General features: G+C 58.1%; 11 protein-coding genes. 8 read left to right on the top strand and 3 right to left on the bottom strand.

Features of this window, described 5'->3' with window-relative positions; all coding sequences use genetic code 11:
* Positions 1-115 precede the first annotated feature (115 nt).
* Positions 116-1,165 (top strand): HPF/RaiA family ribosome-associated protein, encoded by a 1,050-nt coding sequence (locus AC6IY8_RS08040; protein ID WP_497778273.1) that lies wholly within the window; start codon positions 116-118, stop codon positions 1,163-1,165.
* Between the two features lie 110 nt (positions 1,166-1,275).
* Here AC6IY8_RS08040 and AC6IY8_RS08035 read toward each other — a convergent pair whose 3' ends face one another.
* Both AC6IY8_RS08035 and AC6IY8_RS08030 read right to left on the bottom strand, forming a co-directional pair.
* A complete protein-coding gene (locus AC6IY8_RS08035) occupies positions 1,276-2,091 on the bottom strand; it encodes a sigma-70 family RNA polymerase sigma factor (RefSeq protein ID WP_497778272.1) in 816 nt (271 codons plus the stop codon).
* 296 nt (positions 2,092-2,387) lie between these two features.
* Positions 2,388-3,059: a hypothetical protein gene (locus tag AC6IY8_RS08030; protein WP_497778271.1), complete on the bottom strand. Its 672-nt coding sequence runs from the start codon at positions 3,057-3,059 to the stop codon at positions 2,388-2,390.
* 295 nt (positions 3,060-3,354) lie between these two features.
* On the opposite strand from AC6IY8_RS08030, the gene aceE reads away from it, so the two are divergent.
* The 5 genes from aceE (at position 3,355) to AC6IY8_RS08005 (ending at position 11,433) form a co-directional block, all read left to right on the top strand.
* Positions 3,355-6,030, top strand: a complete 2,676-nt coding sequence (gene aceE / locus AC6IY8_RS08025; RefSeq protein WP_497778270.1) for a pyruvate dehydrogenase (acetyl-transferring), homodimeric type — start codon at positions 3,355-3,357, stop codon at positions 6,028-6,030.
* Between the two features lie 107 nt (positions 6,031-6,137).
* Positions 6,138-7,940: a dihydrolipoyllysine-residue acetyltransferase gene (aceF, locus tag AC6IY8_RS08020; protein ID WP_497778269.1), complete on the top strand. Its 1,803-nt coding sequence runs from the start codon at positions 6,138-6,140 to the stop codon at positions 7,938-7,940.
* Positions 7,941-8,109: 169 nt separating this feature from the next.
* On the top strand, positions 8,110-9,531 hold the full coding sequence (gene lpdA / locus AC6IY8_RS08015; RefSeq protein WP_497778268.1) for a dihydrolipoyl dehydrogenase: 1,422 nt from the start codon (positions 8,110-8,112) through the stop codon (positions 9,529-9,531).
* Positions 9,532-9,718: 187 nt separating this feature from the next.
* Positions 9,719-10,192, top strand: a complete 474-nt coding sequence (locus tag AC6IY8_RS08010; protein ID WP_497778267.1) for a DUF2844 domain-containing protein — start codon at positions 9,719-9,721, stop codon at positions 10,190-10,192.
* Positions 10,189-11,433: a DUF3443 family protein gene (locus AC6IY8_RS08005; RefSeq protein ID WP_497778266.1), complete on the top strand. Its 1,245-nt coding sequence runs from the start codon at positions 10,189-10,191 to the stop codon at positions 11,431-11,433. The genes AC6IY8_RS08010 and AC6IY8_RS08005 overlap by 4 nt, the downstream gene beginning before the upstream one ends.
* A gap of 58 nt (positions 11,434-11,491) precedes the next feature.
* Here AC6IY8_RS08005 and AC6IY8_RS08000 read toward each other — a convergent pair whose 3' ends face one another.
* A complete protein-coding gene (locus AC6IY8_RS08000; RefSeq protein WP_497778265.1) occupies positions 11,492-12,370 on the bottom strand; it encodes a hypothetical protein in 879 nt (292 codons plus the stop codon).
* Between the two features lie 158 nt (positions 12,371-12,528).
* Here AC6IY8_RS08000 and mobB point away from each other — a divergent pair, with 158 nt between their 5' ends.
* Positions 12,529-13,644, top strand: coding sequence for a molybdopterin-guanine dinucleotide biosynthesis protein B (gene mobB, locus AC6IY8_RS07995; protein WP_497778264.1), 1,116 nt, complete (start codon positions 12,529-12,531; stop codon positions 13,642-13,644).
* Positions 13,641-14,855, top strand: a complete 1,215-nt coding sequence (locus AC6IY8_RS07990) for a molybdopterin molybdotransferase MoeA (protein WP_497778263.1) — start codon at positions 13,641-13,643, stop codon at positions 14,853-14,855. Before mobB ends, AC6IY8_RS07990 begins: the two co-directional genes overlap by 4 nt.
* Positions 14,856-15,056 lie beyond the last annotated feature (201 nt).

The following is a 15,056-nucleotide window of genomic DNA, read 5'->3' as shown; positions in this document are numbered from 1 at the left end:
TCACCCTAGAGGTGCAACCGCATTCTTTTTGCTTGCCTCTTTTGAAAACAGTGATAAATTCCACGGGTTCAGAGACCGTACCTGTCGAAGGCATCGAAGTAAACGAGGCTCGCAGATGAACGTCCATTTTACCTACAAGCTGAATAAGTCCTCTAAGATTGAGGAATTCCTCCAAACCCAAATCGACAAGATGAAACCGCGGCTGCAAGTGTTCAATCCGGACATGGTATCGCTACGGGGATTGTTTGAGGAGGCACCGAAATCGGGCTACACGGTCTCGCTGAATTTGCGATTGCCTGCAGGACAGATGGCCGCGCGCTGCAACGGCGACACGTTGCAGGCGGCCATCCGAATTGCATTTGAAGACCTCACAGATCAGCTTCGTAAGCACAAGGAGCACCTGCGGAGCGAATACAGGTATCCGCGAGTGCGCGGGGCGGAACGGCACAGAGTAGAGCCAACGATTGCGTTTGAAAAGACGGTGGCGGCGGTAAAGCCCGAGACAATTTCAGCCGGAGATGTGACCGGATTTGTGAATGCAAACCTGGAACGCCTGCGCCGCTACATCGAGCGCGAACTGCGATTCCGGCGTGACAGCGGACAGCGCAGGTTGCAAGAGATCAGTGCGGAGGAAGTGCTGGACGAAGTGATCGCAACGGCGCTCGATGAGCATCGTCCGCGCCCAGAAAAGATTGCGCTGGAGCCGTGGTTGTACAGGCTTTCTCGCTCGGCGATGGACAGGCTCGCAAACCAGCTGGATGGCGGCGATAAATCGATTCCGCTGAACGATTCTGATTCGCTTCCAGTACCGGATTCGGATGGCGAAGAGATGATGGACTTCTATCATCCTGACGAGAGCCTGACGAACGAAAATCTGATCGCGGATCGCAGAGGAGCTACGCCGGAAGACGAGGCATCGCATGAAGAGCTGATGTCGATGGTGGAAAAAGCGCTGCGCGGCGCGACGAAGCATCAGCGCGAGGCGTTTCTGCTGTTTACGCTGGAAGGCTTCAGGCTGGGCGAAATTGCTGCGATCACCGAGCGTACGCCGGAACAGGTGCAGGCCGACGTAACAGTGGCTCGCGAGCATCTGAGGCGTTCGTTGGTGATGGCCGGAGAGCGCAGGCAGAAGCTGGTGAATAACCGAGCAGAGCGAAGCGCCTAGAAACGTTCTGATTGGAATGGGTGCACACTCCCACTCAACGAAAAGAGCGTTGAGTGGGGCACCCGCAATGTTTTCTGCAGTTCGCAAGAATCCTGAAACATTTCTGTTGATCAGAGCAGGCGCGACATGAGTTCGTGGGCGCGGCGGCCAAGGCGCGTGCGAAGGTGAGCGAGAGCTTTGCTGTGGATCTGTGAGACGCGGGATTCGGTTTTGCCGATGCTGCGGGCGATGCGCAGCATGGTCCACTCCTTGAAGTAATAGCAGGTGAGGACGTAGGCCTCGTCGCCGGGAAGTTCGCGTATGAAGCGGGCGAGTTCGTTCCGGGACTCGCGCCGGTGGCAGATGGCGTCGGGCCGACCTTCGGGATCGTCCGCAACTGTGTCCTGTATGCCGCGGCGGTCGGTGTCTTCCTGAGGTTCGAACTCGACTTCCTGATGTTCCTGCACGGCCTGTGCGAACTCGTAGAAGGTATTGAGGTCCATGCCCATGAAGTCGGCGACTTCGTCGCTGTCGGGCTTGCGTCCGAGCCGGGATTCGAGAACGCGAGTGGCGCTGTCGAGCTTCTGCTGGCGGGTGCGGAAATACCGCGAGGCCCAGTCGAGTTCTCGAAGACTGTCGAAGATGGCTCCGGTGATGCGAATGCGAGCGTACTGCGGGAAGGGCAGATTGCGATGAGGGCCAAAGCGGCGAGCGGCGTCGATCAGTCCAAGGGAGCCGGCCTGGATGAGATCGTCGAGCTGAACCGAGGAGGGAAGACGGCGCAGGATGGATCGCGCGACCTGCTTGACCTCATCGAGATGGCTAAGAACGAGCTGTTCCTGCTCGTCTGGGGAGAGCGCAATGGGGACGAGCGGTCCGGGGTGCGGCTGGGGCACCCAGGGAAGAGGAAGCGATACAGACGCCGGTATGTGCTGAGTGCTACTCACAGGGCGTCCCTCTCGCAAAGCGGATGAGTCGAGAGCGAATCGGATTGTGTGCTCATGCGACTCCTCTGGGGGCGGCGGTTTCGTCCGGTACACCCGTTGAGGTTTTTATCGGCGGAGGCAGGAAGAACTTTAGAGGGAACGCGGGGAAGGGCATTGGAGGGGCAAACGGGGATGGAAAGGAATGTCTGGTAATTGCGTTACCCCATCGCAAGACAAGGGGCGTGGGGCAACTGGTAAAACACCCACCTCTGCCAAAGGATGGCTGAGGTGGGGCACCAATGAATCTAATTGAGAAGTTAGCTGCGGGGAGCGAGCTCCCAACCGTGGTCGCCCTTAATCAAGACAATGGAGCCCTGTGTGGGAGCGGCGTGGTAGTACTTGGCGCCGTGCTGATCGATTAGCATGCTGCGCTGATAGGTTGGCAGAGCCTGGACGTATTTCCCGTTAATGTCGAAAAGTTCGCCAGCCTTGGTGGTTTGCCACTCCCAGGAGTACTGGACATTGAACGCTTCCTGGTTGAGGCGGGTCATTGTGCCGACCGCAACGAGCTTGCGCGTGGCAAGTGGCAGTGTGTAAGCCACAGTGTCGTCCTTGGAGACGCCTTTTACGTTCAGGTCAGAGATGAGCTGTTTTCCAGCAGGTGTCAGATCGACCTTGGCGGTTGTGCCCTTGCTCTTTGTGATCTTGAGAATTCCAGCTTTCTCGAAGAGAACGTAGTGAGGCTCTGTGGGAGCATCCGCCGCGAAGTAGCTTACGTTTCCGGTATGGAAGGTTACTGTGACGGGGTCGAAATTCTTGAGTTTGGTTTGTACTGCTGCAGTCGCCTCCTCGGGTTTCGGCTTCTGCTTACCCTGATAGATAACGACGCCTAACCCGCCGACGAAGAGTCCAACCAGCAGTAGGACGATTAATACTGGACCAAAACCGGAACCTTCCCTCTTCTCCATTTCGATTTCTTGTTCAAACATGTTGGTACCCTCCGAAGTGGGACCGCTTACGACTTTCATCAGCAGAGCCCAGAGCTCCGCCGGCGACATGATATGCCCGTTTGGGTTAGGTGGCGAAGAAATATTCGCGGCTGTGTGTCAGTTTTAATTCCCGCTTCAGGAGCAGAGCAGGAATGCGCCAGGAGGTAGGAAAATTGCGGGCCGGAGTGGAAAACGGAGCTTCGGGAAAAGCTAAATTGTGAGGTGGCGGTTTCACTCTTACAACGTCGAGATGTAGGATAAGAGGTTCGAGTCCGCACCATAAGAGGAACATAGAGTGAATTCCGATAATCGCGAGCAAGTAGGACAGGAAGTACTGGAAACGCGTGAATGGCTTGATTCGTTAGACTACGTTCTGGAAAACGGTGGACCGGAGCGGGCAGGGCGACTGCTACAACAGCTGGCTCTGCATACCGCCCGATCCGGCTACCGGCTTCCTTTCTCAGCCACTACTCCCTATCAAAATACGATTCCATCGGTAAAGCAGCCGCCCTTTCCGGGGAGCCAGGAACTGGAGCGTCGCATTAAGAGCCTTGTTCGCTGGAATGCACTGGCGATGGTTATGAGGGCCAACAAGCGCCAGGAAGGCATCGGCGGGCATATCTCCTCCTATGCTTCGGCGGCAACGCTGTACGAGGTGGCGTTCAACCACTTCTTCCGCGCACAGACTCCGGACGGAGATCGCGACCTGGTGTATTTCCAGGGGCACGCGGCGCCGGGTATCTATGCACGAGCGTTTCTGGAAGGGCGCATCTCGGAGAAGAAGCTAGAGAACTTCCGGCGCGAGATGGCTGAGGGCGGTGGACTGAGTTCTTATCCCCACCCGTGGCTGATGTCGGACTTCTGGGAATTCCCGACGGTGTCGATGGGGTTGGGGCCGATCCAGGCGATTTACCAGGCGCGCTTCAACCGCTATCTGGAAAATCGTGGATTGAAGCACTGCAACCAGGGAAAGATCTGGGCATTCCTTGGCGATGGCGAAACGGACGAACCGGAGTCGCTGGGCGCAATCACGCTGGCTTCGCGTGAAAGGCTCGACAACCTGATTTTCGTCGTCAACTGCAATCTGCAAAGGCTTGATGGACCTGTGCGCGGCAATGGAAAGATTATCCAGGAACTGGAAGCGATCTTCCGCGGCGCAGGCTGGAACGTAATCAAGGTCATCTGGGGCACCGATTGGGATCAGTTGATTCAGAAGGACCGCGATGGACTACTGGTGAAGCGCATGGGAGAAATGTGCGACGGCCAGTATCAGAAGTTGTTCGTTGAAAGCGGTGCCTACTTCCGGCAGAACTTCTTCGGCGTGGATCCGAGATTGCTGAAGATGGTGGAGCACCTGAGCGACGAGCAAATTGAAAAGCTGCGCCTGGGCGGCCACGATCCTATCAAGGTTTACAGCGCCTACAAGGTGGCGGTCGAGCACACGGGTTCGCCGACGGTGATCCTGGCGAAGACAATCAAGGGCTATGGACTCGGTGAGAGCGGTGAAGGCAGGAACATTACCCACCAGCAGAAGAAGATCAACGATGAAGAGTTGCTGATCTTCCGCTCGCGCTTCGGCATTCCGATTCCGGATGAGAAGCTGCACGATGCGCCGTTCTATCGCCCGCCGGATGACAGCCCGGAAGTCCAGTACATGCGCGAGCGTAGAAAGCAGTTGGGCGGATATCTGCCCGAGCGCAAGATGCGCGCGCCGAAGTTGGAGCCAGTAGACGAAGAGCTGTTCAAGGAGTTCTACACCGGCACAGAGGACCGCAAGGCCTCCACGACCATGGTGCTGGTGCGCATGATTGCCAAAATGCTGCGCGACAAGAAGATCGGCAAGCTGATCGTGCCGATCATTCCCGATGAAGCGCGCACGTTCGGCATGGAAGCGCTGTTCCGGCAGGTGGGTATCTACTCGAGCGTAGGACAGAACTACGAGCCGGTGGATATGGACACCTTGCTGTACTACAAGGAAGCCAAGGACGGTCAGATTCTGGAAGAGGGAATCACCGAGGCAGGAGCGATCTCGGAGTTCATCGCGGCGGGAACTTCGCCGGCGAATCATGGAATCAACACGATTCCATTCTTCATTTACTACTCGATGTTTGGTCTGCAACGTGTGGGCGACCTGGCCTGGGCTGCGGGCGACCAGAGAGCAAAAGGTTTCCTGTGCGGAGGCACGGCAGGACGCACGACGCTGGCGGGCGAAGGGTTGCAGCATCAGGACGGACACAGCCACTTGCTGGCTTATCCGATACCGAACCTGCTGGCCTACGATCCGGCGTTTGCGTTTGAGATTGCGGTGATCGTGCAGGAAGGCATTCGCCGGATGTATGTGGAGCAGGAAGACGTCTTCTACTACCTGACGGTGATGAATGAGCCGTGGGCGCAGCCACATATGCCGGAAGGAGTGCGCGAAGGTATTCTGAAAGGCATGTACCGCTTCCGTAAGTCGGACAAAAAGGACTTCAAGCTGAAAGCGCAGTTGTTTGGTTCGGGCGCAATCATGATGGAAGTACTGAGAGCTGCGGAGATTCTTGAAGAAAAGTACAAAGTGGCCGCCGACGTGTGGAGCGTGACCAGCTACAAGGAACTCTACAAGGAAGGCAACAGCAGTGAGCGTTGGAACATGCTGCATCCGGGCTCAACACCGCGCGAGTCGTATATCGCTTCGCAGTTGAAGGATACGGAGGGCGTGCTAGTGGCGGCTTCGGACTATGTGAAGGCATTGCCGGAGTCGATCTCGCAGTGGATGCCGCGTCCGCTGATTGCCTTGGGCACGGACGGCTACGGACGCTCGGAGAGCCGCGCTTCGCTGCGCGACTTCTTCGCGGTGGATGCCAAGCACATTGTGCTGGCGGCGCTGACGGGGCTGCTTCGCGATGGCAAGATGAAGGCCGCAGACGTGAAGAAAGCCGTGAGCGACCTTGGCATTGATGCCGAGAAGCCGGATCCGTTCTACGTGTAGTGGTCTGCGTTGATTAGATTCGCCCGGGAGCGGCCGCGACGCGTCCGCCCCGGGCACGAAATGACAGGCGCGGTCCACTGGGCCCGCAACGATCGAAAGGAAACGCTGTGCCAACAGAATTCAAACTTCCCGAACTTGGTGAAAACATCGAGTCCGGCGACGTGGTAAGAATCGCGGTTACCGCTGGGGAATCGATCAAGGAAGGGCAGGCCGTTGTTGAGCTGGAGACAGACAAGGCCGTGGTCGAAGTGCCCTCGACGGTAAGCGGCGTGATCGATCAGGTTGTCGTGACTCCTTCACAGCGTGTGAAAGTGGGCGATGTACTGTTCACTTACTCGGCTGGGGATAGTGGAACCGCCGAGGCGAAGCCTGCGGCTCAGGCGAAAACGCCGGAAGCAAGCACCCGAGAGCCCGAGGTGGCCGAAGCGTCTCCGGAAGAAAAGCCGAAGGTAGAGGCGCAGACGGCGGCGCAGAACGTGCCGGAATTGCGCGGCTCGGCAGTGAACGCATCGAGCGCGGAATTTGTGTTGCCGGAATTGGGCGAAAACATCGAGGCCGGCGACGTGGTGCGTGTGGCTGTGGCTCCGGGCGACCAGGTGAGTGCGGGGCAGACGGTGCTCGAACTTGAGACAGACAAGGCCGTGGTCGAAGTGCCCTCCAACGTGAGCGGCACGGTGAGCGAAGTGAAGGTGAAGACGGGACAGAAGGTGAAAGTAGGCGACCTGGTCTTTACCGTGGCGGCTACGAGTGGTGGCACTCCGGCGAAGGCGGCAGTTCCTGCTGCGACTCCTACGAAGAAGCCCGAACCGAAGCCGGAAGAGAATCCTGCGGACATGAACTCGATGGCGATGGCGCGGCATACGTTCCGCTCGGCGCGCACGCTGGAAGGCAAGAGCGAGGAGGAGGCATTCCCTCCGGATGCTCCGCCGGAAGTCGAGCATGACCATCATCCGAGAGGGCTGGAGAAGACGGCAGGGACCGAGCATCGCACGGTTCCCGCAGCGCCGATTGTGCGCAAGCTGGCACGCGAAATCGGTGTGGACATCTACATGGTGAAGGGAACGGGCCCGGGTGGACGCATCAGCGAAGACGATGTGAAGGCCTTCGCCAAGGGTGTGTTCGCGCGAATGGCGGATGAGCAGGCCGCCGCACGAGCGGTTCCAGGCGTCTCCGCGGCAATTCCGAAGCTGCCCGATTTCAGCCGCTGGGGCAAGGTGGAGAAGGTTTCGCTGCGGGGCATTCGACGCAAGACGGCAGAACACCTTGCAATGGCGTGGAATGTGATACCGCACGTCACGCAGTTCGATAAAGCCGATGTGACCGAACTGGAAGAACTGCGCAAGCGTTTCGCCCCGAAGGCTGAAAAGCAGGGCGGCAAGATGACAATGACGGCAATCGCGCTGAAGATTGTCGCGTCGGCATTGAAGGCCTTCCCGCAATTCAACGCCTCGATCGACATGGCCAGCGAAGAGATCGTTTACAAGCGCTATATCAACGTTGGCGTGGCGGTGGATACGGATCGCGGGCTGCTCGTTCCGGTGATTCGCGATGTAGACAAGAAGAACATCATCGAACTGGCGGTTGAGCTAGCGAACATTTCCAAGAAGGCGCGCGACAAGAAATTAACGGCCGAGGACATGGAAGGCGGATCGTTTACGATCACCAACCTGGGCGGAATTGGCGGCACATCGTTCACGCCGATTGTGAACCATCCGGAGGTTGCGATCCTCGGGATGTCGCGTTCGCACGTGGAGCCGGTGTGGATCAATGACCGGTTTGAGCCGCGCACGATGCTGCCATTGTCGGTATCCTATGATCATCGCATTATCGATGGCGCGGATGCCGCGCGTTTTACGAGATGGATCGTGGACGCGCTGGAGCAACCATTCCTGCTGTCGGTTCAGGGTTAGGAATCAAACGGCCCCACTCTTCTGCCCAGCGCTGGGCGGAAGAGTAGGGCACCCGACTGAGCTGTGAACCTTTTAGCTGGTTCCGGTGCTCTGTATAAGTAGCGTTCTGAACAGGGAAGACCAAGGGCCTGTGTGGCTCGAAACAATTCAAGGAATCTGGAAGCGAGAAATGTCGAACTCGAACGTAAAAGTTGCGGTGATTGGCGGCGGCCCAGGTGGATACGCTGCTGCCTTTTTAGGCGCCGATCTCGGCCTTGACGTCACTCTTATCGATGCGGAGAAGAACCCCGGCGGCGTGTGCCTGTATCGCGGCTGCATCCCATCAAAGGCACTGTTGCACGTCGCAGCGCTGATTACGGAGTCGAAGCACGCAGCGTCGTGGGGCGTGGAATTTGCGGAGCCGAAGATCGATGTGGCGAAGCTGCGCGCATTCAAAGAAAGCGTGGTGGCGAAGCTAACCGGCGGGCTCGGCATGATGTCGAAACAGCGCAAGGTCACCTACATTCAGGGCGAAGCGAGCTTCGTGAACTCGACTACGCTGAAAGTGAAGAAGGCTGCGGGCGGCGAAGAAACGCTGAAGTTCGACAAGATCATCATCGCCACAGGCTCATCTCCTGCGCGTCCGGGACCGCTGGCTGCGGCTGGCACCAACATTCTGGACTCGACGGGCGCGCTGGATCTTAAGGATGTTCCCAAGACGTTCCTCGTGATCGGCGGCGGCTACATCGGCCTGGAGTTGGGATCGGTGTATGCCACGCTCGGCTCGAAGGTGGACGTGGTGGAAATGACGCCCGGACTGTTGCCGGGCGCCGACCGCGATCTGATTCCGCCGTTGCAGAAGCGGCTGGAGAAGCTGTTCAACAAGATCATGCTGAACACGGCAGTGACCGCGGTGAAGGATGAGATTTCGGGAGTGAAGGTAACGTTGAAGGATCCCGAAGGCAAGGTGGAAGAGAAAACCTACGACAAGGTGCTGGTGTCGGTGGGACGGCGGCCAAACTCGAAGATTCCGGGCCTTGAGAATACGAAGGTGAAGGTGACCGAGCGCGGGTTCATCGCGGTGAACAAGCAGTTGCAGACCGACGATCCTTCGATCTACGCCATCGGCGATGTAGCCGGCGATCCGATGCTGGCGCACAAGGCTTCGCATGAGGGGCGCACGGCGATGGAGCATATTGCCGGTCACAAGGTGGAGTTTGCGCCGTATGCGATCCCGGCGGTGGTGTTCACCGATCCGGAGATTGCGTGGGCAGGATTGACGCAGACGGAAGCCGAAGCCAAGGGAATTGAAGTTGACATTGTGAAATTCCCTTGGGCAGCAAGCGGACGCGCTGTGACACTGGACCGCACGGAAGGCCTCACGAAGCTGCTGATCGACAAGAAGACAGAGCGCATACTGGGTGGCGCGATCGTTGGAGTCGGCGCCGGAGACATGATTGCCGAGATCGTGCACGCCATCGAGATGGCGTCGACGGCATATGACATCGGGCACACCATCCACCCGCATCCGACGCTCTCGGAAACGATCATGGAGGCCTCGGAGGTGTTCTATGGGACATCGACGGACCTGTATCGGCCGAAGCGCAAATAAGTGGAATGAACAGCAGGTCTCAAGCCCGGCAGTGGATGCCGGGCTTCTCTGTTTTGGGATGAGGCGCAGTACTCACCAGAGATGCTTTCTATTCCGAATTGCATAAAGCAGGTGCACGTGAGTCCTGCTCCCCGCATCTTGAATATAGCTGTGGCGTGTCCGGTAACTGCGCAATAGAAAGGCTAGGATGCGAAGCTTCGGAGATCTGGCTTGTAAGCCGTTGTTGGCGTTGTTGGCTGCGGCGGTGTTTCTATGTTGTTCGGGGCAGGCATTTGCTGTGCTTGGCGGAAAGGTGTCCTCCGTCGTAGCGGATCAGTCGCGATTAAAGGCGAGCCGCAAGGTCACCTCGCACGGACGGTTTGAGATTCATGAACTGCAAGCGGACGGGCAGAACGTGGTGCGTGAATACGTGTCCCCGGACGGCAATGTTTTCGGCGTGGCGTGGACGACCCAGTTTGTTCCGCAGTATTCGGAACTGCTGGGCAGCTATGCTGACAAGCTGAAGAAAGCCGCGGAGGCAAGGCACGATCATCGTGCGCCGCTGCATATCGAGGAGGACGGGTTTGTGTTCTCCGCCTTCGGACACATGCGTTTTTACTCGGGCCGCGCTTATGTTCCGTCGATGGTGCCAGCAGGGGTTCTCGCAGAGGAGATTCGATGATGCGAGCAATGCGATTGGCACTGCCACTGTCAAGCAGTGTTCTGCTGATGTTTGCATTCGCATGCGGGTCGGGGAATTCACCTGCTAAATCGAGCACAGGCGGAGTGCCGGTAAGTACAACGGCGAACACGGTTACGGTTTCAGCAAACGCAGGACCATCCACGAAGTTCTCTTACACAAATGGCGTGTTCGTGAGCGTAACGGTGTGCAAGCCGGGGACGAGCACCTGCGTCACGGTTCCGGATGTGCTTCTCGACTCGGGATCGAGCGGGTTGCGATTGTTGTCGAGCACTGTGGCCGGTTTGGGGCTGGCGAAAGTGGCCTCAGGCAGCGGAACACTGACGAACTGCGTGCAATATCTGGACAACAGCTACAACTGGGGTGCGGTGGCGACAGCAGACGTGCAGATGGGCGGAGAAGTCGCGCAATCGGTGCCAATCCAGGTGATTGCGGAGCCGGCAGATAGCTTTCCTGCGGCGCCCTCGAGCTGCGGTGGTACGGCAAACAACACGGTGGATACTCTGCTGGCCAATGGAATTCTGGGGGTAAGTTTCTTCCTGCAGGACTGTGGCACGGCGTGTGCGCCGGGGACGACCTTTAACGGTGGCAGCTACTACCAATGCAGCACGACGGCTTGCACGTTGACCACGGCCGCACTGACACAGCAGGTGCAGAATCCTGTGAGCAAGTTTGCCACGGACAATAACGGTGTCGTGCTGACGTTCCCGAGCATTCCGGCTACGGGCGCCATGAGCGTGAATGGAACGCTCACCTTTGGGATTGCCACGCAGGCGGACAATCAACTGGGCAGTGCGACAGTGCTGACGCCCGACAACTCAGGAAACTTCACGACCACGATGAACGGGACGACCACGAATGTCGGGTTCATCGACAGCGGTTCCAGCGCGTTGTTCTTCCTGAGCGCGGCGACATCAGGTCTGGCCGAATGTACGAGCACGAGCCTTTCCGGCTTCTATTGCCCGGCGACACCGCAGAATGTGAGCGCTACGAACAAAGGAAAGAACGGTAAGACGTCAAAGGTGGATTTCACGGTGGCCGCAGCCGACAGTCTGCTTAACACGAACAACGACATCTTCTCGGAACTCGCAGGAGCAGGAACAGATTCGCAGATTGGGCCGTACTTCGATTGGGGCTTCCCGTTCTTCCTGGGGCGCACGGTGTTTATCGCGTTTGAGGGAGCGAGTGCAGGAGGAACGGCAGGGCCTTACTGGGCTTACTAGCAATCAGAGCGCCCCAGTTCCGCTTTGTACGGCGAACTGGGGCATCGCTGTTTGGAGGCTAGCGAGAAGCGCGAGTAGGCGCGGAACGCATGAAGTCCAGCGCCTGCGCGACATTCATTTTGGGGATGATGCGGTAGTCGGTCCAGGTTTCGATCTGCTCGATATGGAGAGGCTTGACTACGATCACGCGGCCATCAAAAACGAGTTGCATTCGAGTCATGCCCCAGTGCTTACCTGTGACTCTGGCCTGAGTGATTTCAATGTGACCGCCACGATTGAGTTTGCCGATGAACCCCCATCCAAAATTCACATCCTTGAACAGAGTGCCTTCCAGTCGGCTGATGCGCTTGTCTTCGCGGTCGATAAGGATGACGGCCTTCATGCCTTGGAGCACTTGTGACTCGTAATTGGGAGCCGAGTAGTTCGGATTGGGCGAGCACTCAAGCCGGGCGTTATGTTCGTCGTGCGCTGTCGGCGAGTATTCGCATTGGAAGGCATTGGGCAGCGCCATCATGATGCGCTCGATGTGTTGCTGATCTTCGCGTTGCTTGTTTGCCTTCTCACGCATGCGCTGCGGGTCGAGCAGGCGGTTGATGCGTTCGTCGTCCTGCTGACGCTCGGCGACAGACAGGGGTTTGTCGTTGAAGGCAACTGTGCGGGCGAGAATTCCCTCGGGAGTTTTCACCATGATCTTGGTCACGGAGCCGCGGGGTTTCTGCAGTCGATCTGTCCAGGCCAAGTACTCGTCTGTGTTGGCGATCTTTTCGTTTGCGACAGCCTGCCTTAGCAGATCGTTTGCCTTGACGGACGCCTCTATGTCCGGGTGCATGGCGAGGGCTGGAGACGCGAGGGCGAGAATCAGTGCACAAATCAGATTGCCCGTGCGAAGCCGGATAGTGGTCTTTTCTACTCTGCTGCGAGCTACTTGGAAACTCATGTTCCTCGATTATCAAGGATGTCGATGCTGCTCTCAACCATTGGAGTGCAAATCAGAAGAATTCGTTTGTCCTCGTGAGGTTTTCACGATCGGGTTAGTCGATTTGCTACTCTTGGGAGAGGCACTGGGGGAGTCCTGATTCGGATGGATTTGGATCGATGGTTCTGAAAGCTGAGATGAACAACTATGGAGCTCCGGTGCTCGCGGTGTGCGGGTTTTCCGGTTCCGGCAAGACTACTTTGCTGGAAGCGGTAATTCCGCAACTGGTTGGGCGCGGACTCGCAGTGTCTGTAGTCAAACACGACGCACATGGATTCGAGGTAGATAAGCCGGGGAAGGATTCAGACCGGTTGTTCCGTGCAGGAGCTACCACAACGTTACGAGGTCCCCAGCAGCAGTTCGAGCGCCGAGGAGAAGGGGCTTTGTTATCGCTCGGTTCGACCCTACGACGTTTAGCGGGAGATCACGATCTCTTGCTGGTGGAGGGTCATAAAGACACTCCGCTGCCGAAGGTGTGGCTTAAGGCAGAAGGACAGCCCGACGTTCCGGAAGGCGTGAGGAATGTGGTGCTTACGCTTGAGTGGGACTCGGATCGTGTGCCGGCGCTGCTTGGATACATCGAGAAGTGGCTTCCGCAGGCGTGGAACGCTCGTAGGATATATCGTGGGCTGCTGATAGGCGGGATGAGTTCGCGCATGGGGACACCGAAGCAGGCAGTATTGTTCGGCGGGCGGACTCTAGGTGAAATTGCGGCGGAAGCCCTGGGTGGTGCGCAGGGAAAGAGCGCCTCTCAGATTGTCGCATTGGGAAGGGGAACGCTTTCGGAATCCCTGAAGAGCTATCCGCAACTGCCGGATGTAAGCGATTTTGGCGGCCCGGGTGCGGCGTTGATTACGGCACATCGCTGGGCGCCGAATGCCGCGTGGATCGTGTGCGCGTGCGACCATCCGTGGATAAAGGCGGACCATGTCGAATGGTTGCTGGCGCAGCGTCGCCCGGGAAGATGGGGAGTGGTTCCGAAGCAGAGAGATGGGCATCCGTGCCTGGTGTTCGCCCTTTATGAACCACAGGCTCTGGAGTATCTGGAGCGACGGGCACTGGATGAAGGCGAGCGGGATGTACGTCCGAGGAACCTGCTGAGGCTGCCGCGAGTGGCGCAGGTGGAATTGCCGGAAGAATTGGAACAGGGATGGAGGAATGTGAATACTCCTGAGGAGTTGCGTTTGGAAGAGGAAAAGCTTGCACGCGAAGTAAGAGGGCAGGGAAGCCGATGATCGCATTCGAAGAGGCGAGGCGGATCATCCTGGATCATGTGTCTTCGCTTGGAGGTGAGCGGGTGCCGTTGCTGGAATCGGTCGGGCGCGTGTTGGCCGAAGATCTTATAGCCCCGTGGAACCTGCCGTCATTCGACAACACGGCAATGGACGGATACGCCGTGCGGGCGGAGGATGCGCGCGAGGGCAGCGTGCTGCGGATTGTGGACTACGTTCCGGCAGGCGGTCACGCAACGAAAGCAGTGAAGGCGGGTGAGGCAATCAAGATCATGACCGGTGCGCCGCTGCCGGAAGACTGTGACGCCATTCTGCCGCTGGAACATGCAGAAGAGAGAGACGGACAGGTACGAGTGGTGCAGGCTGTCTCGCTGCATCAGCACCTGCGGCACGCGGGCGAGGACGTGGCGCAAGGTGAGGTGGTTCTCAAGGCCGGTACCGTGGTGCGTCCTTATGAAATCAACATGCTCGCCTGCTTCGGGCAGGAGCAGGTTTCGGTTGTGCGCAGGCCGCGCGTTTCCGTGGTGGCGACGGGAGACGAACTGGTGGAACTGGGTACCGCTCCAGAGGCGGGCCAGATCGTGAACAGCAATACGTACTCGATGGCGGCGGCAATCGCCGACGTAGGCGCGGTGCCGGTCGTGGTGGGAATCGCGCGCGACAACCTTGAGAGCACTCGCGAAAAGCTGGCTGAAGGGCTGAAGTCGAACGTGCTGATCACATCGGCTGGCGTTTCGGTGGGAGATCGCGACCTGGTGCGTGCGGTGCTGGAGCAGTTAGGCGTCGAAATTGTGTTCTGGCGCGTAAAGGTCCGTCCGGGGAAGTCAATGGCATTTGGCAGGAAAGGCGAAACGCTGGTATTCGCGCTGCCGGGAAATCCCGTGTCGGGCATGCTGACGTTTGAGGAATTTGTGGCTCCGGCTCTACGCAGGATGATGGGACACAGAAAAACTGTGAAGCCGCTGCTTCCGGCCGTGCTGCAAACAGCGCTGAAGAAACCTGCCGGGCAGACTCACTTGATCCGCGTGCGAGTGGAATACGCCGATGGTAAATATCTGGCGTGGAGCTCCGGAAAGCAGGACACAGGACGTATAAAGACTCTGCTACAGGCCAATGGTCTCGCTGTGCTGCCGGCCGATCGTGACACGTTCGAAGCAGGGGAGGAAATTCTGGTGCACCTGCTTGACGAGACGGTCGGCATGACGACGGTGTGACACTCAATCTGGGCTGCGAGCTTCGGTTCGCCTCTGCGAGCGAGCCAATGAGGCATTTTGGCCTTGTTTGCTCGCTTGAGGCGAGACAATTGCAGCCCAGCTTCTGATCAGGCCAACTTCCGTTCGTTCGGTGCATCGAAGGCTGCGTGTGATTTGCGCTGCCGCCCGACCCGTTCCTACTCCGCATCTGCAATCACACCG

This window comes from Koromonas soli, assembly GCF_059726265.1.
The sequence above is the reverse complement of the archived record's forward strand: the minus strand, read 5'-3'. Positions and strand labels throughout refer to the sequence as shown.